The organism is Kitasatospora sp. NPDC056800, assembly GCF_042789775.1.
GTDB lineage: Bacteria > Actinomycetota > Actinomycetes > Streptomycetales > Streptomycetaceae > Kitasatospora.
Genome location: NZ_JBHUAL010000046.1, coordinates 28,027 through 46,439, shown reverse-complemented (window position 1 = coordinate 46,439; position 18,413 = coordinate 28,027). Strand labels below are relative to the sequence as shown.

Genomic DNA, 18,413 nt, shown 5'->3' with positions numbered 1-18,413 from the left:
GGCCGCCGCCGGGCCCGCCGCCGAGGCGCCGGCCGAGCCGGTCGCCGAGCCCGTCGCCGAGCCGCCCGCCGCACGGCCGGCGGAGGCGCCGGTCGAGCCCGGGCAGGCCGTCGAGCCGCCGGTCTACGCCGACGCCGGGGACTGGATCGAGCACGTCCCGCAGCAGGCCGTCGAGCAGCAGCCCGTCCCGCAGCAGCCCGTCGAGCAGCACGCCGTCCCGCAGCACGCCGTGGGGCAGCCGGGCGTCGGGCCGGCCCCGGCCGGAGTGCCGTACGGCGACCCCCAGGGCGGCTACGACACCGGCGTGTACGACACCACCGTGCTGGCCCCGATCCGGGACGCCATCCCCGCCCAGGCCGCCGACGAGCAGGTGTACTACCCGCCGCAGGGCTACCCCGAGCAGCCCTACCAGGCCACCCCCGCGCACGGCACCTACCTGCCCTACCCGGACGGCCACCAGCAGCAGAACGGCTACGACACCGGGTACGACGCCCCGGTCTACGAGCCCACCCCCGCGCACGGCACCCCGCTGCCCGGCACCGTTTACGACGGCACGCCGCCGCACGGCACCCCGTACCCCGCTCCGCACCCGCACGGTGCCCCGGCCGAGGGCGGCGCCCCGGCCGGTGTCCCGTACGGGGCCACCCCCGCCCACGGCATCCGGCTCCCCGAGGACGACCACGCATCATGACGTCGCCTACCGACATCGGCGCAGCACTCCAGCAGGACGGCGGCGAGGGCGGCGCACCGGAGCCGATCGGCCTGGGCAGCTCCCCGCTGCGCGGCGACGCGCTGCCGAAGGCGCTCGGCATCTACCCGTACGCGGCCGACCTGTGGGCCGAGGGCCTGCTGTGGGGCGCGGTGCTGCGCTCGCCGCACCCGCACGCCCGGATCCGCGGCATCGACACCTCGGCCGCGCTGGCGCTGCCCGGGGTGCACGCCGTGGTCACCGCCACCGACCTGCCGCCCGGCCCGGACGGCACCCCCGACGGCGCCCCGGCCGGGCCGATCGTCTCCGACCGGCCGGTGCTGGCCGCCGGCGTGGTGCGCCACCACGGCGAGCCGATCGCCGCGGTGGCCGCCGACCACCCGGACACCGCCCGGCTGGCGGTCGGCCTGATCGCGGTCGACTACGAGCCGCTGGAGGCCGTCACCGACCCGGAGCAGTCCTTCACCGCGCCGCCGCTGCACCCCGACGGCAACCTGTTCCGCCACCTGCCGCTGCGCACCGGGGACCCGGACGCGGTCGGCGAGATCATCGTCGAGGGCCTCTACCAGGTCGGCCGGCAGGACCCGGCCCCGCTCGGCGCCGAGGCCGGGCTGGCCGTGCCGCGCCCGGACGGTGGCGTCGAACTGCACCTGTCCTCCACCGACCCGCACGGCGACCGCGACCGCACCGCCGCCTGCCTCGGCCTGGAGCCGGACCGGGTCCGGCTGGTGGCCACCGGCGTGCCCGGCGCCACCACCGACCGCGAGGACCTCTCGTTCCAGGTCACCCTGGCCCTGCTGGCGCTGCGCACCGGCCGCCCGGTGAAGATGACGCTCACCCGCGAGGAGTCCTTCCACACCCACACCTCGCGCCACCCCGCGCTGCTGCGCTACCGCCACCACGCCGACGCCGAGGGCACGCTGGTGAAGGTCGAGGCGCAGATCCTGCTGGACGGCGGCGCCTACGCGGACGTCTCCGCCGAGGCGCTGGCCGCCGCGACGGCCTTCTCGGCCGGTCCGTACGTCTGCCCGAACGTCTTCGTGGACGCCTGGGCGGTGCGCACCAACAACCCGCCGGCCGGCCGGATGCGCGGCGAGGGCGCCCTGCAGGCCTGCTTCGCTTACGAGTCCCAGCTGGACCAGCTGGCCGCCCGGATCGGCGTGGACCCGGTGGAGATCCGCCGCCGCAACGCGATGTCCACCGGCGACCCGCTGCCCACCGGACAGGCCGTCACCTGCCCGGCGCCGGTGCGCGCCCTGCTGGACGCGGTCGCGGCCGAGCCGCTGCCGGCCCTGCCGGTGGACGACCCGGACGCCGAGTGGCTGCTGCCCGGCGGGCCCGGCGGCGCGGGCGACCCGGCGGCGGTGCGGCGCGGCATCGGCTACGCCGTCGGCATGGTGCACATGCTGGGCGCCGAGGGCGAGGACGAGGTCTCGACCGCGACGGTGCGGGTCAGCGGCGACCACGCGACGGTGATCTGCGCGGCGGTCGACGCCGGGCAGGGCTTCGCCACGCTGGCCCGGCAGATCGTGCAGACCGTGCTGGGCGTCAGCGAGGTCTACATCGCGCCGGCCGACAGCGACCAGTCGATCGCCGGGCCGTCCGCCCGCGGCCGGCACACCTGGGTCTCCGGCGGCGCCGTCGAGCGGGCCGCGCTGATGGTCCGCCACCAGCTGCTGCAGCCGATCGCGGCGAACTTCGGGATGTCGGCGGAGCTGCTCCAGATCGCCGACGGCAAGATCACCTCGTACGACGGGGTGCTCGGCATGCCGGTCGCCGAGGCGCTGGAGGGCAAGGAGCTGTGGGCGACCGCGCAGTGCCGCCCGCACCCCACCGAGCCGCTGGACGAGTCCGGGCAGGGCGACGCCTTCGTCTCCATCTCGTTCTGCGCGATGCGCGCGGTGGTGGACGTGGACATCGAGCTGGGCGCCGTCCGGGTGGTCGAGATGACCGTCGCCCAGGACGTCGGCCGGGCGCTGAACCCGCGCCAGATCGAGGACCGGATCGAGGCGGGGGTGGCCCAGGGCGTCGGCCTGGCGCTGCTGGAGGACCTGCGGACGGAGGGCGGGGTGCTGCAGAACCCCTCGCTCACCGGCTACCGGCTGCCCACCGCGCTGGACACCCCGGAGGTGCGGATCGCCGCGCTGCTGGAGGAGCGCGACGTGGTGGCCCCGTTCGGCGCCAAGGCGGTCGGCGCCGTCCCCGCGGTGGTCGCCCCGGCGGCCGTCGCCGCGGCCGTGCGCGCCGCCACCGGCCTGCCGGTCGGCCGGCTGCCGATCCGGGCGGAGGACGCCGTCACCGCCTGACCGGACTGTTCGGAAAGGCGACGGAAAGCGGTGCAAACAGCGGAAAGGAATTGCCGGCCGACTTTTCCGGGTCGACCGGCAATTCCTTTCTCCACGAGGCCATGGCGGGGATCGAACCCGCGTGTACCGCTTTGCAGACGGTTCCCTAAGCCACTCGGGCACACGGCCAGTGAATTCATAGTGGCCGATCCGGAGAGAGCGGTCAACGCTCCTTTGTAAATTCTGTATGGCAGTGTGTGCTACCGTCGGAGACCGGTGGCGGCATTTCCGCCACCCCGGACGAGCGCGTCGTACCCGGTGACGACAAGACGGCGCAGTTCAGCGGCAATCCGGCCGCTGTGGACTGCGGAGGCACCACCGTCATGGCCTGGCTCGTTCTGATCCTCTCGGGTTTCCTCGAAACCGTCTGGGCGGTCGCCCTGGAATCGTCCAAGGGCTTCACCCGCCTCGTTCCCAGCCTCGTCTTCGGCGTCGCCCTGCTGTTCAGCATGGGCGGGCTGGCGTACGCGATGCGCACCATTCCGATCGGTACCGGCTACGCGGTCTGGGTCGGCATCGGCGCGGTCGGCACCGCGGTCTACGGCATGGCCGTCCTGGGGGACGCGGTGACCATGGCCCGGATCGGCTGCCTGCTGCTGATCGTCTCCGGCGTGGTGGGCCTCAAGGTGCTGCACTGAGCCCCGGCGGGCCCGCGGCGTAGGTCCCGGGGCGGAGTCGATCACCGACCGGGGTCAGGGGTCATCGAGGCGGACGGCTCTTACGATGTTACGTATGACCACTGCCTCCCCCACCTCGGTCGACCCTGTTCCGATACCCCTCGACGACGACCCCGGTGGCGGGGTGCTCGGCGGCCGCTACCGCGCGCTGACCCTGGGGATCGTCTCGGTGGTCCTGGTGATCGCCTTCGAGGCGACGGCCGTCAACACCGCGATGCCGACCGCGGCCCGCCAGCTGAACGGGCTCGGGCTGTACGCCTTCGCCTTCTCCGGCTACTTCACCACCACCCTGTTCGCCCTGGTCGTCTCCGGCCAGTGGTGCGACCGGAGCGGCCCGCTGAGGCCGCTGTTCAGCGGCATCGCGGTGTTCGGCGTGGGGCTGGTGGTGGCCGGGACGGCGCCCGGGATGTGGGTGTTCGTGGCCGGCCGGGCGATCCAGGGCCTGGGCGGCGGGCTGGTGATCGTCGCGCTGTACGTGGTCGTCGGCCGGGCCTACCCGGAGCGGCTGCGGCCCGCGGTGTTCGCGGCCTTCTCCTCCGCCTGGGTGCTGCCCTCGATCATCGGCCCGCTGGTCTCCGGGGCCGTCACCCAGCACCTGGGCTGGCGCTGGGTGTTCCTGGCCGTGCCGGCGCTGATCCTGCTGCCGCTGGCCGTGATGGGCCCGGCGCTGGCCCGCTCGGAGCGGGAGCGCCCGGTGGTCCGGGGCGCGGCCTTCGACCGCCGTCGCACCCTGCTGGCCGCGATGGCGGCGGTCGGCGCCGGCCTGCTGCAGTACGCGGGCCAGCGGCGCGACCTGATCGGGCTGCTCCCGGGGATCGCCGGGGCGGCGCTGCTGGTGCCGGCCGTCCTGGGGCTGCTGCCGACCGGGACCCTGCGGGCCGGGCGGGGGCTGCCGGCGGTGATCCTGCTGCGCGGGATGGCGGCCGGGGCGTTCCTCGGCGCCGAGGCCTTCGTCCCGCTGATGATGACCACCCAGCGGGACCTCTCGCCGACGCTGGCCGGCCTGACCCTGACCAGCGGCGGCCTCACCTGGGCGGTCGGCTCCTGGCTCCAGGGCCGGCCCGGGGCGGAGCGCTACCGCGAGGCGATGATCCGGGGCGGCCTGCTGCTGACCGCGGTGGCGATCGGGGGCGCCGCGCTGGTGCTGTTCCCGGCGGTGCCGGCCTGGGTCGCGTCGGTGGCCTGGGGCGTCGGCGGCATCGGGATGGGGATGGCGATCGCGAGCGTCAGCGTGCTGATGATGAAGCTCTCCACGCCGGAGGACGCCGGGGCCAACTCGGCCGCCCTGCAGATGAGCGACGCGCTGGGCAACGTGCTGCTGACCGGGATGGCCGGGGTGCTGTTCGCGGCGCTGGGCGGCGGCTCGCTCGCCGCCGCCCACGAGGGCGGCGGGGCGGCCGGCTCGCCCGGCGCCTTCGCGGTGATCCTGCTGTCGATGGCCGGGGTGGCGCTGCTCGGCGCGCTGCTGGCCGGCCGGGTGCGGGCGAAGGCCTGACGGTCAGGACCCGGCGGGGGCTCCGGCCCCCGCCGGGGCGCCGAGGAAGGCCTCCCAGCCGCCGGCCGGCGCCTGGCCCGGGGCGAGGGTCTGGAGCTTGCGCAGCACCGCCGGGTCCTGGGCGTCCAGCCAGTCGACCAGCTGCCGGAAGGAGACCAGCCGGACCTCCGGCTTGCCCGCGATGGTCCGGAGGACGTCCTCGACGGCGTTCATGTAGATGCCGCCGTTCCACTCCTCGAAGTGGTTGCCGATGACGTACGGCGCCCGGTTGCCGTTGTAGGTGCGGTCGAAGCCCATCAGGTAGGCGTCGCGGGCCTGGGTCTGGAAGCCGGGGTGGAGCGCCGGGTCGGCCTTGGTGTTGGGGCCGCACTGGTTGTACATGATGTTGTAGTCCATCGAGAGCACCTGGAAGGTGTGCCCGGGGAACGGGATGGACTGCAGCGGGAGGTCCCACAGGGCGCCGCCCTGGATCTTCTGCGGCCACACCTGGGTGCCGTTGCCGCTGCTGTCGTAGCGCCAGCCGCGCTTGACCGCGGTGGGCAGCAGGTTGCGCTGGCCCTCCAGACAGGGGGTGCGGCTGCCGATCAGCTCCTTGCGGTAGTCGAAGGGCAGCGCCGGCAGGTCGGTGAAGCCGGTGTTGGTGCGCCAGTTCGTCACGAAGTCCATCGCCTGCTGGATCTCGCTGTCCCACTCCTCGGGGGACCACTTGCCGACGCCGGTGGAGCCGCAGAAGTGGCCGTTGAAGTGGGTCCCGATCTCGTGGCCCTCCAGCCAGGCCGCGTGCACGTTCTCCAGGGTGTCGCGGATGTGCTGGTCGCTCAGGTAGCCGATGTCGGAGGCGCCGGCCCTGTGCTGCGGCGGGCGGTAGAGGTCCTTCTTGGACTCCGGCAGCAGGTAGAGGCCGCTGAGGAAGAAGGTCATCTTCGCGTCGTGCTCCTGCGCCAGCCGGCGGAAGCGGGCGAACAGGCCGTTGTCGAGCTCGCCGGCGCCGTCCCAGGAGAAGACCACGAACTGCGGCGGGCGCTGGCCGGGCTGCAGCCGGTCGGGGACCGGCTGGTGCGGCTGGGCGCCGGTGTCCGAGGTGGAGCCGTCGCCGATCAGGACGGCCTGCGGCTTGGGGGCCGGGGCCGGGGCGGGGGTGTCGCCCCGCTCGTCGGCCGCGCCGGTGGCCGGGACGACGGCTCCGGGCACCCGCACTCCGCCGGTGGCGTGGTCGCTGCCGCAGCCGGCCGCCAGGGTGGCGGCGGTGGCGGCGCCCGCCGCCAGCAGGGTGCGGCGTGAGAGGGCTTCCATGGTCACTCCGTTCGTGGGGCGGTGGGGCGGCGTGCGGGAGTGCGGAGTCCGGTCGGACAAGTGGGTGATACAACCCGTGGCCGGGTCAGCATGGCACGGGGGCGGGGCCGGTCGGAGAGGCGCAGCGCGTCGTCCGGAGCGATCGCCCGAACGCCGCAACCGATCGGGTCCGTAGAACCGTCGGTAGCTCGTGTCGGGAGTGTTCCTGCGGCGATCGTATGCGGGGGGCGGCCGTCGCGCTCCGCGACCGGGTGCCCACGGGGCGCACGAAAGAGGGCGTCAGCCCTGCCGATCGGCGGGTGCCGGTACGACCGTCGTATGGACGTGCCTTACAGTCCGTTCCGGTTGAATTGTTTCCCAGGAAACTCCCAGGAAGCGGGGTTCCGTCGGCAGAGGGGAGCGCCCGTGGGCGTCCAGCAGAGCAGGGGGCCCTGGCCGGGCACCCTGGCGGCGGGTGCCGCGCTGGTGCTCGGTGCCTGGCTCGTGCACGACGGAGGCCCGTCGCTGCCGCCCGCACCGGGGGCCGGCCAGGCCCAGGCCGGGATCACGCCGGTCTCGGTCGTCCCTCCGCTGGGCCCGTCCGCGCCGACCCGGATCCGCATCCCGGCGGTGCGCCTGGACGCCCCGGTCACCGCGCTCGGACTGGACGCGGACGGCCACCTGCAGACCCCGCCCGAGGCGGACCGCAACCTGGCGGGCTGGTACCGGGGCGGGGCCAGCCCCGGCCAGCGCGGTACCGCGATCCTGGCGGGACACGTCGACAACAAGACCGGCCCCGCGGTCTTCTATCATCTGGGCGCGCTCCGTCGGGGGGACCGGATCGAGATCGCCCGGGCGGACGGCGCCACCGCCGTCTACCAGCTCTACGCCATCGAAGTGCACGACCGAAAGGACTTCCCGGACGATCGGGTCTACCGTCAGGCCACTGACGCGCAGCTGCGGGTGATCACCTGCGGCGGCTCGTACAGCGAGGAGCACGGCTACGACGGCAACGTCGTCGCCTACGGCTTCCTGGCCGACACCACCCCGCCGGGCAAAGCCGCATGAGCACGCTGACCCTTGCCTCCCGCTGGAACCCGATCGACTGGCCGCTCACCGAGGGCCTGATCCCGCACGCCGTGCTGGCGGCCGGCTGGGCGGCGCTGATCGCGCTCGCCGTCGGCCGCGGCCGGAGCTGGTGGCGGGTCCGCCTGCCCGCCGCCCTGATCACCGCCGCGGCGCTCAGCTGGCTGCTGGACGTCGTGGTCGACGGCTGGTGGCACCCCTTCCCGGAGGGCACGCCCAAGTACGTCACCTGGTGGATAGCCATCGCCCTGACCGGGCTCTGCCTGGCCGGCTACCGGATGCGCCGGCTCACCTGGCGGCGGCGGGGGCTCGCGCTGGGCCTGTGCGGCCTGGTGGTGCTGATGGCCTCCTCCGAGGTGAACATCGGCTTCGGCCAGTTCCCGAGCGGGCGCGTGATGCTCGCGCCGTGGCTGACCAAGACCGACGGGCTGGTCGCCGACAAGGCGGGCCAGACCGTGGCCGCCCCGCCGGGCAGGACGCTGGAGGAGGTCTGGCAGCCCCCGGCGGACCTGCCCGAGAAGGGCACCGTGTCGGTGGTGCCGATCCCCGGCACCAAGTCGGGCTTCAAGGCCCGCGACGCGTACGTCTACCTCCCGCCCGCCTACCAGGCCACCCCGCGGCCGCTGCTCCCGGTGGTCGTGATGATCACCGGTCAGCCCGGCGTCCCGGGGGACTGGGTGCTCTCCGCGCAGATCAACGAGGCGCTGGACGCCTACGCCGCGGACCACGGCGGCCTCGCGCCGATCGTGGTGATGCCCGACCAGCTCGGCTCCACCTGGGCCAACACGCTCTGCCTCGACTCCAAGATCGCCAAGACCCAGACCTACCTGGCGGTGGACGTCCCCGAGTGGGTGCACCAGCACCTCCAGACGGCGGCCGGCCGGAAGTCCTGGGCGATCGGGGGCGCCTCGATGGGTGGAACCTGCGCCCTCCAGCTCGGCGTCAACGCCTCCGACGTGTACGGCACCGTCCTCGACATGTCCGGGCAGGAGGAACCGACCCTGGGCAGTCGGGAACAGACCGTCAAGGCCGCCTTCGGTGGTGACGAGAAGAAGTTCGACGCGGTCGATCCGCTCCAGGTGATGGCCCGCAAGAAGTTCCCGGACACCAACGTCGCGTTGGTCGTCGGCGAGACCGACGAGGAGTTCAGACCGCAGATGGAGAAGGTCTACCAGGCCGCGCAGGCGGCCGGAATGAAGTCCAAGTTCGAACTGATGCCGGGCGGCCACGGCTGGGTCGTCTTCCGGCCCGGCATCGCCCAGCAGCTCCCGTGGCTCGCCCAGCAGACCGGGCTGACCCGGTGACCGGGGCGGGGACGGCGCTGGCCACCGTCGGCGAGCAGCGCGGGCCGGGGCCGGACGCGGAGCGCTCGGCCGAGCGCGGCACCGACCGGGCCGACCGGGCGCCGGTCACCCGGACGCCGGAGCCGCGCCCGCAGAAGGTCCGGCGGGCGGCCGGGGTGCTCGGCGCCAGGCTGCGCTCGGCGCCGCTGACGCTGGCCCTGCTGGCCGGGCTCTGGCTGCTCGGCGCGGCCACCCGCAGCCTGGGCCACGGCCCGTCGGACCGGCTGCTGGAGCGGGCCGGCATCGGCCTGTCCACGCTGGCCGAGGGCCACTGGTGGACGCCGGTCACCTCGATGTTCTGGTGCTCGGGCCGAGGCTCGTACGTGTTCACCAGCCTGCTGCTGCTCCTGGTCGGCCCGGCCGCCGAGCACCGGCTCGGGCGGCTGCGCACCCTCGCGGTGCTGGTCGGCGGGCAGGTCGTCGGCACCCTGCTGGGCACCGGGCTGGTCGCGTTCGGCTCCTCGGCGGGGGAGCAGTGGACCGCCTCGGTGGCCGACCAGATCTCGGTCGGCCCCGGCGTCGGCGTGTTCGCGCTGGCCGGGGTCCTCGGGTACCGGCTCACCGTGCTCTGGCGCCGCCGGCTGCACCTGCTGGTGCTGCTCGTCCCGCTGGTGATGACGCTGTACGTGGGCCACCTGCAGAGCGTCCAGCGGTGCGCCGCCGCGCTGGCCGGGCTCGGCCTGGGCGCGCTGGTCAGCCGGGGCCGCCCGCACCTGCGCACGCACCGCTCCTCGCACTCGGAGACCCGGGTGCTGGTGGCGCTCTGCCTGGTCGCGGCCGCCTTCGGGCCGCTGCTGGCCTCGCTGTACGACAACGCCAGCGGGCCGTTCAACACCTTCTCCGAGCTGTACTTCTCGCACCGGCTCAGCCCGGACGAGGTGGCCGACTTCTGCGCGCAGTCGGCGCACGACTGCGCCCGGGCGCACGCCGTCGTCCGGATCTTCGACACCCCGGGCCGGATGATGGCCGCGCTGATCCCGGCGCTGCTGCTGGTGCTCGCCGAGGGGCTGCGCCGGGGCCTGCGGTTCGCCTGGCTGGTCACCGTGGCCACCGAGCTGCTCTGGGCGGCGCTGCTGTGCTGGCTCTACCTGGACGCCGGGCCGGTCAGCCGGGACGTGGTGCAGTACTTCGTCGAGGCGCTGCTGCTGCCGCTGCTGACCACCGCGCTGCTGGTGGCCACCCGCAAGCGGTTCCTGCTGCGGCTGTCCGGCCGCTCGGTGCGCCGGCTGGCCCTGGTGCTCGGTGGCGCGGCGCTCGCCTCCGCGGCCACCTACGTGGGGGTCGGGCGGCTGGTGGCCGGGGAGTTCGAGCCGGGGGCGTCCGCCCGCCGGCTGGTCGCCGGGCTGCCGGCCCAGTTCCTGCCGCCCGCGTACAACGACCTGCTGCCGGACTACCCGATCGCGGTCGGGCCGGTGGCGCGCTTCCTGGAGACGTACTGCGGGCTGGCGTTCTGGGCGGTCGCGCTGGCCGTGCTGCTGTCGGTCTTCCGCCGGCCGGTGCTGCACACCGACGCGGCGGCGGCCGCCCGCGCGCGGGCGCTGCTGGCCGAGCACGGCGGCGGGACGCTCTCGTTCATCGCCACCTGGGACGGCAACCACTACTGGTTCGACGAGGGCGGCCGGGCGGCCGTCGCCTACCGGGTGGTGGGCACCGTCGCACTGACCACCGGCGACCCGTTCGGCGCGCCGGAGGACCGGGCCCGGGCGGTGGCCGGCTTCGCCCGGTACTGCGACGCGCGCGGCTGGACGCCGTGCTTCTACAGCGTCTGCGGCGAGACCAGGGCCGCCACCGCGCAGCTCGGCTGGCGCTCGGTGCAGGTCGCCGAGGACACCGTGGTGCCGCTGCCCGAGCTGGCCTTCACCGGCCGCAAGTGGCAGGACATCCGCACCGCCCTCAACAAGGCCGGCAAGCAGGGCATCTCCGCGGAGTGGTGGGCGTACCACGAGGCGCCGCTCGCGCTGCGGGAGCAGATCCGGGCGATCTCCGAGGAGTGGGTCTCCGAGAAGGGCCTGCCGGAGATGGGCTTCACGCTCGGCGGGCTGGAGGAGCTGGACGACCCGGACGTGCGGGTGCTGATCGCGGTGGACGAGCAGCGGGTGGTGCACGGGCTGACCAGCTGGATGCCGGTGTACGAGAACGGCGTGCCGGTCGGCTGGACGCTGGACTTCATGCGCCGGCGCTCGGACGGCTTCCGCGGCGTCAGCGAGTTCCTGATCGCCTCGGCGGCGCTCGGCTTCAAGGAGGAGGGCGCGCGCTTCCTGTCGCTGTCGGGCGCGCCGCTGGCCCGGACCGGGCAGGACGAGGAGCCCACCGGCCTGCAGCGGATGCTGGACTGGATGGGCAAGGTGCTGGAGCCGGTGTACGGCTTCCGCTCGCTGCTGGCGTTCAAGGCGAAGTTCCAGCCGGAGTACCGGCCGATGTACATGGCGTACCCCGACCCGGCCGCGCTGCCCGGCATCACCAGGGCGATCGGCAAGGCGTACCTGCCGCACCTGACGGCGGCCCAGGGCGTCCGGCTGATGCGCAAGCTCTCGGGCTGACCCGCCCCTGGGGGCGCGACCGTACGGGCTTCCCGGGCCCCGGACCCGGGTCGCCGCGCGACGGACGCGGACGGACGGTTCACCACGCGGGCGGGCGCGTCACGGCCCGGAAGCACGGGGGCGCTTCCGCGGGCCGGCGCCCCCGTCAGCCGAGCAGCTGGGCGAGCGCGCGGTCGGCGTCCAGGTGCAGGTGCTCCTCGCCCTCCGGGACGACCAGCCGGCTGCGCCACAGGAAGCGGCGCAGGTCGGCGGCGTCGAACTGGAGCAGCGCGGTGCCCTCGGGCGCCCGCAGCTCGACCATGGTGCGCCGGCCGACCGCAGGCCGGACGTGGACGTCCCCGGCGCCGGACGGCAGCTCCAGACCGGCCGAGAGCAGCTGGCGCGCGAAGACCCAGACGATGTCCTCGGAGCCCCGGCGCTCGGCCGGGTCGTCCAGCGAGAACTCGGCGGGGAAGGCCATCCGGACGGCCAGCGGGTCCTCCGGCAGGTAGGAGAGCCCCACCCGCAGCCGGACGGAGCGGTGGGAGGAGAGGATCAGGCGGGCCTGGACGGTCTCTTCGACGGTGCGCACGGGCGGGGTCCCTTCGGTTCGGTGCGAGGCTGCGTGACAGCAGTGAGGGTTGCTGCGGCCTCACCCTGGTGAGAGTCCCGGGACGGGTGGTGCTTACCGGGTTCCACGAGGCAATCGGTGTGATCCGGGTCACATCGATTTCCGGCCGCGCGGGCCCGGCGCGGAGCGCCGCCTGGAGGCCCGAACGGCGCCGGACCCGGTACGCTGGGCGGGTTGTCCGATTGCCGCCCGACCGCGGGGTGAGGCCGCAAAACCGCCTCTGACCTGCGATGATCCCCCTCGGAGACCGTGAGTACTGCCGCCGCCTCCTCGATGCCGCTGTTCTCCGACGTACCGGAGCCGCAGGCGCCCGTCCGATCCGTCGGCCACGCCGCGCCCGCCGGTTCGCACCACCTCTCCCCGGCCTTCCCCGGCCGCGCCCCCTGGGGCACCGCCGGCAAGCTGCGGGCCTGGCAGCAGGGCGCGCTGGACAAGTACATCGAGACCCAGCCGCGCGACTTCCTCGCGGTCGCCACCCCGGGCGCAGGCAAGACCACCTTCGCGCTCACCCTGGCCTCGTACCTGCTGCACAACCATCTGGTGCAGCAGGTGACGGTCGTCGCACCGACCGAGCACCTGAAGAAGCAGTGGGCCGAGGCCGCCGCGCGGATAGGCATCCGGCTGGACCCGGCGTACTCCTCCGGGCCGCTCTCCCGGGACTACCACGGCATCGTGGTCACCTACGCGGGCGTCGGGGTCAACCCGATGCTGCACCGCAACCGGACCGAGGCCCGCAAGACCCTCGTGATCATGGACGAGATCCACCACGCCGGTGACTCCAAGTCCTGGGGCGAGGCCTGCTTCGAGGCCTTCGAACCGGCCACCCGCCGACTGGCGCTGACCGGTACGCCGTTCCGCTCCGACACCAACCCGATCCCGTTCGTGGCCTACGACGCGGGCAGCGACGGCATCCGCAAGTCCATCGCCGACTACACCTACGGCTACGGGCACGCGCTCGCCGACCACGTCGTCCGCCCGGTGATCTTCCTCAGCTACAGCGGCAACATGCGCTGGCGCACCAAGTCCGGCGACGAGCTGGAGGCCCGGCTCGGCGAGCCGATGACCAAGGACCTGATCGCCCAGGCCTGGCGCACCGCGCTGTCCCCGCAGGGCGAGTGGATCCCCTCCGTCCTCCAGGCCGCCGACCGGCGCCTCACCGAGGTCCGCAAGGCGATCCCGGACGCCGGCGGACTGGTCATCGCCACCGACCAGAACGTGGCCCGCGCCTACGCCAAGATGCTGCGCGAGATCAGCGGCGAGAAGGTCACCCTGGTCCTCTCCGACGAGACCGAGGCCTCCAAGCGGATCTCCGACTACGCGGAGGGGACCTCGCGCTGGATGGTCGCCGTCCGCATGGTGTCCGAGGGCGTCGACGTGCCCCGGCTGTGCGTCGGGGTCTACGCCACCTCGATCTCCACCCCGCTGTTCTTCGCCCAGGCCGTCGGCCGCTTCGTGCGCGCCCGCAAGCGCGGCGAGACGGCCTCGGTGTTCCTGCCGACCATCCCGATGCTGCTGGGCTTCGCCAACGAGATGGAGCTCCAGCGCGACCACGTGCTGGACCGGCCGAAGAAGGAGGGCGACGGCCTCTTCGACGAGGAGGACCGGCTGCTCGCCGAGGCCGAGCGGGCCAACGACGGGCCGGACGGCGCGGGCGGCGACGAGTTCTCCTACGAGGCGCTGGGCTCCGAGGCGGTCTTCGACCGGGTCCTGTACAACGCCATGGAGTTCGGCATGCAGGCCCACCCGGGGAGCGAGGAGGAGGAGGACTACCTCGGCATCCCGGGCCTGCTGGAGCCGGACCAGGTGCAGATGCTGCTCCAGAAGCGCCAGCACCGGCAGATCCAGCGCAGCAAGACCAGGCCCGCCGAGGAGGCCGACCTGCTGGAGCTGCCGGCCGAGCAGCGGCCGGTGGTCACCCACCAGGAGCTGCGGGAGCTGCGCAAGGAGCTGAACGCGCTGGTGGCCGCCTGGCACCACCGCACCAACCAGCCGCACGGCACCATCCACAACGAGCTGCGCCGCCAGTGCGGCGGGCCGCTCACCGCGCAGGCCACCGCCAACCAGCTCAAGGCGCGGATCGTGAAGATCCGGGAGTGGGCCAACTAGTCCGGGCGGCGGCCCGGCGGGGCCTGTCGGCGGAGGGGCTTCGAAGGGCGGTGCGTCCGGTCATCGGACCGGGGGCGCGTCCGGAGCCCGACGCACCCGGCGAATCGCGGGGGTTCGTCCCGAATTCGAGGCGCTGTTGGAGTTGATCACGCCCGAATTTTGGACAACCACTTCCGTCGCGTCATTTCCTTCACTACCTTTCCCCCACGCTCTTCCGTCGGGCAACCCCTGCGGGACGGCGTCGCAGGGCCGTGCGCGTCAACGACGACGCCGTACGGCCCGAGCGCGGCCACCCCCACCTGCGCGCGACACCGACCTTGGAACGGCGCCGCCCGCCCCGCGAGCGCCGCGGAAAGGATTGCCCGTCGTGACAGCCGAGACCTCCCAGACCCTGGACCGCGGCGTCCGGGTCCTCAAGCTCCTCGCCGACTCCGAGCGCGGGCTCACCGTGACCGAGCTGGCCGCCCGGCTGGCCGTCAACCGGACCGTGGTCTACCGGCTGCTGGCCACCCTGGAGCAGCACGGCCTGGTCCGCCGGGACATCGGCGGGCGCGCCCGGGTCGGCCTCGGCGTGCTGCGCCTCGCGCACCGGGTGCACCCGCTGCTGCGCGAGGCCGCGCTGCCGGCCCTGCGCAGCCTCGCCGAGGACCTCGGCGCCACCGCCCACCTGACCCTGGTGGACGGCAACGAGGCGCTGGCCGTCGCCGTGGTCGAGCCCAGCTGGACCGACTTCCACGTCGCCTACCGGACCGGCCTGCGCCACCCGCTCACCGAGAGCGCGGCCGGCCGGGCGATCCTGGAGGCGCGCACCTTCCCCAGCCAGCGCCGGCCCGAGCAGGGCTTCGTCATCACCCGGGCGGAGGAGCAGTCCGGGGCGAGCGGGGCCGCCGCCGCGCTGGTCGGACTGAGCGGCATCGAGGGCAGCGTCGGCGTGGTGATGCTGAACGGCATGGTGCCCGAGCGGGTCGGCCCCCGGGTGGTGGAGGCGGCGACCGAGGTGGCCGACGCCCTGAGGTAGCGCCCGCACCCGGTGTCGGGTGTGTTTGGATTCCCCTTGTGTCCGACACCAAGCTCTCCAAGGCCCTCACCTCCCCGCGGACCCGCGCGCTCACGCTGTGCGGGGTGCTGGTCGCCGCGCTGTTCGGGGTGGCCGCCTTCGTCCCGCTGCCGTACACGATCACCTGGCCGGGCCTGACCGCGGACACCCTGGGCTCGTACGAGGACAAGCCGGTCCTCACGATCACGGGCGCGCCGCTGCGCACCACCGAGGGCGAGCTGCGGATGGTCACCATCACGGCGACCAACCCGGGGCAGAAGAACACCTTCTGGCGCTCGATGCAGGCCTGGTTCGACCCGAAGGAGGCCGTGCGCCCGACCGAGACGGTCTACCCGGAGAGCAACCCGGTGAAGGCCGACGAGGTGACCGCCGCGCAGATGGCCGAGTCGCAGGACGCCGCCACCGCGGCCGCGCTGAACTACCTCCGCCTGTCGCCGGACCAGGTGAAGGTCAAGGTCGACCTGGGCGCGGTCGGCGGCCCGAGCGCCGGCCAGATGCTGGCGCTGGGCATCGTCGACAAGCTGGCCGGCGACGGCAAGGGCGGCGACCTCACCGGCGGGCTCACCGTCGCCGGCACCGGCACCATCGAGGCGGACGGCACCGTCGGCCCGGTCGGCGGCGTCCCCCTGAAGACGCAGGCGGCCGCCCGGGACGGCGCGACGGTGTTCCTGCTGCCCAAGGACGAGTGCTCGGACGCCAAGGTGAACACCCCGAAGTCGCTGCGGCTGGTGCCGGTCGGCACCCTCGGCGAGGCGGTCTCCGCCCTGGAGGCGCTGAAGAGCGGCGGCAGCGTCCCGTCCTGCTGACCTCCGGCCGGCCTCGTGCGGGCCTCCGACCGGCCGGGCGTCCCCCCGCACGGGGTCGGCCCGGCCCGCGCGGTCAGATTCCGAAGGCGACCGCGGCGAAGTCCTCGCCGAGCCGGGTGCGCAGCTCGGCGGCGATCCCGGCCAGCCGGTGGGCCTGGGCCATCGGCAGGGAGACCGAGATCGCGCCGATGCCGTTGCCCGCGACGATCGGCACCGCCGCACCCGCCGAGCCGAGCGCGTACTCCTGGAACTGGGTGATCGGGACGGCCCGCCGCGGGCCCTGGCGGGGCAGCAGCGGCAGGCAGGCCGGGTCCCGCAGGGTGTACGGGGTGAACGGCACCATCGGGTAGCGGGCCAGGTGGGCCCGGCGCTCCTCTGCGGTCATCAGGGCGAGCAGGGTCTTCCCGGCCGCGTGGGCGTGGGCGCCGACCCGCCAGCTGTGCCGGTCGATCAGCGGCGCGCCGGGGGCCTCGGCGGCCTCGATCAGCTCCACCTCGCCGTGCCGGTACCAGGTGAAGTAGACGGCGGCGGACAGCTCGTCGGCGAGCAGGCCCAGCAGGGCCCTGAGCCGGGCCCGGTCGGTGGCCGGGCCGTCGTCCCGGACCAGCCCGGTGACGGCGGGGCCGGTCAGGTAGCGGCCGCTGTGGCGCTCCAGGTAGTGGTCGTGCACCAGGGTGCGCAGCAGGTGGTAGGCGGTGCCCAGGGCGAGGTCGGTGTCCCGGGCGAGCTGCTTGGCGGTGGCGCCCTTGGGGTAGCGGGCGGCCGCCGCCAGCAGGCGCAGGGCGCGCTGGGCGGAGGCGATGAGGGTGGGGGCGGTACCGTCGGCCGCGACGGCGTTCGTCATGCGGGGGCCGACCAGGGGGAGGGCGCGGCCGCCACGGGTATCAGCGGGCCGGAGAGCGGCGCCAGGATTTGTAGAACGTTCATACATAAATCTTGCGGCCCCCGACGCCTCCTGCCTATGCCGAATCGGCGCGTGGCGTGGCGCGGACCCTCCTACTCGGCGGCGGCCTGGTCCACCAGCGGCAGGATCCGGTACGGCACCGGGTTCTCCAGCACGATCGCGGTGGACGAGCGGACGATCCCGTCGAAGCCCAGCACCCGGTCGATCACCCGCTGCAGATCGGCGTTGGACCGGGCCACGATCCGCACCAGCATGTCCCCGATCCCGGTGATGGTGTGCAGCTCCAGCACCTCCGGCACGCTCGCCAGGTGCGCCCGCACGTCCGCGCCCTGCCCCTGGGAGATCTCCAGGGTGGCGAAGGCCGTCACCGGGTAGCCGATCGCCGCCGGGTCCACCTCCGGGCCGAAGCCGCCGATCACGCCCTTGGCCTGGAGCCGGTCCAGCCGGGCCTGGACGGTGCCCCGGGCGACCTGCAGCCGGCGCGAGCACTCCAGCACCCCGATCCGGGGCTCCTCGGCGAGCAGCCGGATCAGCCGGCCGTCCAGCGGGTCGATCGTGTCGTTCGTACTGCCCACGATGGAATTCCCTTGAGGGGCAGTGGAGTTGGGGGAGCCGGGGGAGCTCGGCGAGTGGGCGGGGGGCATTCGCGGCACCGTCCTGTGGTGGGCATTCTGTACAGCGGCGCGGCCGATTCTCCCGCTCCGGGGCACAGCTTGACCAGGAGGAAACGGAACAGTTGCGCGCGGGTCGGCCCGGCGACACCCTCCAGCCACACCCCCGTGCGCAGGGCCCCACCCCCGGTGCCGGGGGCGGCCACGATGGTCCGTACGCCTACCGGGAGGGCAGTCATGACCGACACCGCCGCCGAACCCGCCCTGTTCGGGGCAGACCTCCCAGCGGACCCGGCGGAGGCGGGGCCGCTGCCGATGGGCCGCGCCGACGCGGTGGTCTTCGCGGTCGCCGACGCCGAGCGGGCGGCCCGCCGCTACTGCGCCGCGCTCGGGCTGCGATGTACCGCGTACGCCGGGCCGGAGACCGGCGAGCCGGAGCTGCTCTCGTACGTGCTCGCGGCTCCGGGGACGCGGATCGTGCTCACCTCCCCGGTGCCCGCCGCCTCGCCGGGGCCCGCCGCCCCGGTGCGGACCGCCTCCCGGACCGCGTCCCGGGTGCGGACCGGCGGCCCGCGCGGCCGGGAGCTGACCGCGTACCTGGACCGGTACGGGGACGGGGTGCTGGACCTCGCGGTGAGCGTGCCGGACGTCTACTACGCCTACGACTACGCGGTGGACCGGGGCGCGCTGTCGCTGGCCGAGCCGTACGAGGCGCGGGACGACTACGGCGCGGTGGTGCTGGCCACCATCGGGGTGCCGGGCGGGACCAGGCACACGCTGGTGGACCGGGCGGGGTACGTGGGGCCGTACCTGCCGGGGTACGTGCCGTGCGACGGCCTCTGACGGGACGTC

14 protein-coding genes, 1 tRNA gene, 1 pseudogene and 1 riboswitch are annotated in these 18,413 nt (G+C 74.3%); of the genes and pseudogenes, 11 read left to right on the top strand and 5 right to left on the bottom strand.

Going from position 1 to position 18,413, the window contains the following annotated elements:
- Positions 1 to 691: pseudogene (locus tag ACFRQN_RS13475) on the top strand (hypothetical protein); the annotation flags it as partial.
- Complete coding sequence (locus tag ACFRQN_RS13470) at positions 688 to 3,015, top strand: xanthine dehydrogenase family protein molybdopterin-binding subunit (RefSeq protein WP_380740345.1); 2,328 nt, start codon at positions 688 to 690, stop codon at positions 3,013 to 3,015. The pseudogene ACFRQN_RS13475 and the gene ACFRQN_RS13470, both read left to right, overlap by 4 nt.
- Positions 3,016 to 3,111: 96 nt before the next feature.
- Here ACFRQN_RS13470 and ACFRQN_RS13465 read toward each other — a convergent pair.
- Positions 3,112 to 3,183, bottom strand: a tRNA-Cys gene (locus ACFRQN_RS13465).
- Positions 3,184 to 3,267: 84 nt separating this feature from the next.
- Positions 3,268 to 3,333, top strand: a riboswitch (guanidine-III (ykkC-III) riboswitch).
- 44 nt (positions 3,334 to 3,377) lie between these two features.
- Between ACFRQN_RS13465 and ACFRQN_RS13460 the strand changes: the two genes are divergently transcribed.
- Both ACFRQN_RS13460 and ACFRQN_RS13455 read left to right on the top strand, forming a co-directional pair.
- Positions 3,378 to 3,692 (top strand): multidrug efflux SMR transporter, encoded by a 315-nt coding sequence (locus ACFRQN_RS13460; RefSeq protein ID WP_049656934.1) that lies wholly within the window; start codon positions 3,378 to 3,380, stop codon positions 3,690 to 3,692.
- A 94-nt stretch (positions 3,693 to 3,786) separates the two neighbouring features.
- Entirely contained in the window at positions 3,787 to 5,226 is a 1,440-nt protein-coding gene (locus ACFRQN_RS13455) for an MFS transporter (protein WP_049656932.1), read from the top strand.
- Positions 5,227 to 5,229: 3 nt separating this feature from the next.
- Here ACFRQN_RS13455 and ACFRQN_RS13450 read toward each other — a convergent pair whose 3' ends face one another.
- Positions 5,230 to 6,519 carry a hypothetical protein gene (locus ACFRQN_RS13450; RefSeq protein ID WP_198959474.1) on the bottom strand — a complete coding sequence of 430 codons (1,290 nt, stop codon included), beginning with the start codon at positions 6,517 to 6,519 and terminating at the stop codon, positions 5,230 to 5,232.
- Between the two features lie 405 nt (positions 6,520 to 6,924).
- On the opposite strand from ACFRQN_RS13450, the gene ACFRQN_RS13445 reads away from it, so the two are divergent.
- The 3 genes from ACFRQN_RS13445 to ACFRQN_RS13435 are packed head-to-tail and all read left to right on the top strand — an operon-like array spanning position 6,925 to position 11,467.
- A complete protein-coding gene (locus ACFRQN_RS13445; protein WP_049656930.1) occupies positions 6,925 to 7,566 on the top strand; it encodes a class F sortase in 642 nt (213 codons plus the stop codon).
- On the top strand, positions 7,563 to 8,888 hold the full coding sequence (locus ACFRQN_RS13440) for an alpha/beta hydrolase (RefSeq protein WP_380740342.1): 1,326 nt from the start codon (positions 7,563 to 7,565) through the stop codon (positions 8,886 to 8,888). Before ACFRQN_RS13445 ends, ACFRQN_RS13440 begins: the two co-directional genes overlap by 4 nt.
- Positions 8,855 to 11,467, top strand: coding sequence for a rhomboid family intramembrane serine protease (locus tag ACFRQN_RS13435; protein WP_147409113.1), 2,613 nt, complete (start codon positions 8,855 to 8,857; stop codon positions 11,465 to 11,467). Before ACFRQN_RS13440 ends, ACFRQN_RS13435 begins: the two co-directional genes overlap by 34 nt.
- A gap of 145 nt (positions 11,468 to 11,612) precedes the next feature.
- Here the strand turns inward: ACFRQN_RS13435 and ACFRQN_RS13430 are convergent, their stop codons facing one another.
- Positions 11,613 to 12,038, bottom strand: a complete 426-nt coding sequence (locus tag ACFRQN_RS13430) for an SsgA family sporulation/cell division regulator (protein ID WP_049654781.1) — start codon at positions 12,036 to 12,038, stop codon at positions 11,613 to 11,615.
- A 312-nt stretch (positions 12,039 to 12,350) separates the two neighbouring features.
- On the opposite strand from ACFRQN_RS13430, the gene ACFRQN_RS13425 reads away from it, so the two are divergent.
- The 3 genes from ACFRQN_RS13425 (at position 12,351) to ACFRQN_RS13415 (ending at position 16,046) form a co-directional block, all read left to right on the top strand.
- Entirely contained in the window at positions 12,351 to 14,183 is a 1,833-nt protein-coding gene (locus ACFRQN_RS13425) for a DEAD/DEAH box helicase (RefSeq protein WP_380740347.1), read from the top strand.
- Between the two features lie 367 nt (positions 14,184 to 14,550).
- On the top strand, positions 14,551 to 15,201 hold the full coding sequence (locus ACFRQN_RS13420; RefSeq protein ID WP_049654777.1) for an IclR family transcriptional regulator: 651 nt from the start codon (positions 14,551 to 14,553) through the stop codon (positions 15,199 to 15,201).
- Between the two features lie 38 nt (positions 15,202 to 15,239).
- Positions 15,240 to 16,046, top strand: a complete 807-nt coding sequence (locus ACFRQN_RS13415) for a S16 family serine protease (RefSeq protein WP_380740340.1) — start codon at positions 15,240 to 15,242, stop codon at positions 16,044 to 16,046.
- A gap of 73 nt (positions 16,047 to 16,119) precedes the next feature.
- Here the strand turns inward: ACFRQN_RS13415 and ACFRQN_RS13410 are convergent, their stop codons facing one another.
- Together ACFRQN_RS13410 and ACFRQN_RS13405 are read right to left on the bottom strand one after the other, a co-directional pair.
- Complete coding sequence (locus ACFRQN_RS13410; protein ID WP_049654774.1) at positions 16,120 to 16,890, bottom strand: helix-turn-helix domain-containing protein; 771 nt, start codon at positions 16,888 to 16,890, stop codon at positions 16,120 to 16,122.
- Between the two features lie 152 nt (positions 16,891 to 17,042).
- Positions 17,043 to 17,525 carry an Lrp/AsnC family transcriptional regulator gene (locus ACFRQN_RS13405; protein ID WP_181970601.1) on the bottom strand — a complete coding sequence of 161 codons (483 nt, stop codon included), beginning with the start codon at positions 17,523 to 17,525 and terminating at the stop codon, positions 17,043 to 17,045.
- Between the two features lie 273 nt (positions 17,526 to 17,798).
- Between ACFRQN_RS13405 and ACFRQN_RS13400 the strand changes: the two genes are divergently transcribed.
- The gene (locus ACFRQN_RS13400) at positions 17,799 to 18,404 is read left to right on the top strand and encodes a VOC family protein (RefSeq protein ID WP_380740338.1); all 606 of its coding nucleotides are present in this window, start codon (positions 17,799 to 17,801) and stop codon (positions 18,402 to 18,404) included.
- The last annotated feature ends 9 nt before the right edge of the window (positions 18,405 to 18,413 follow it).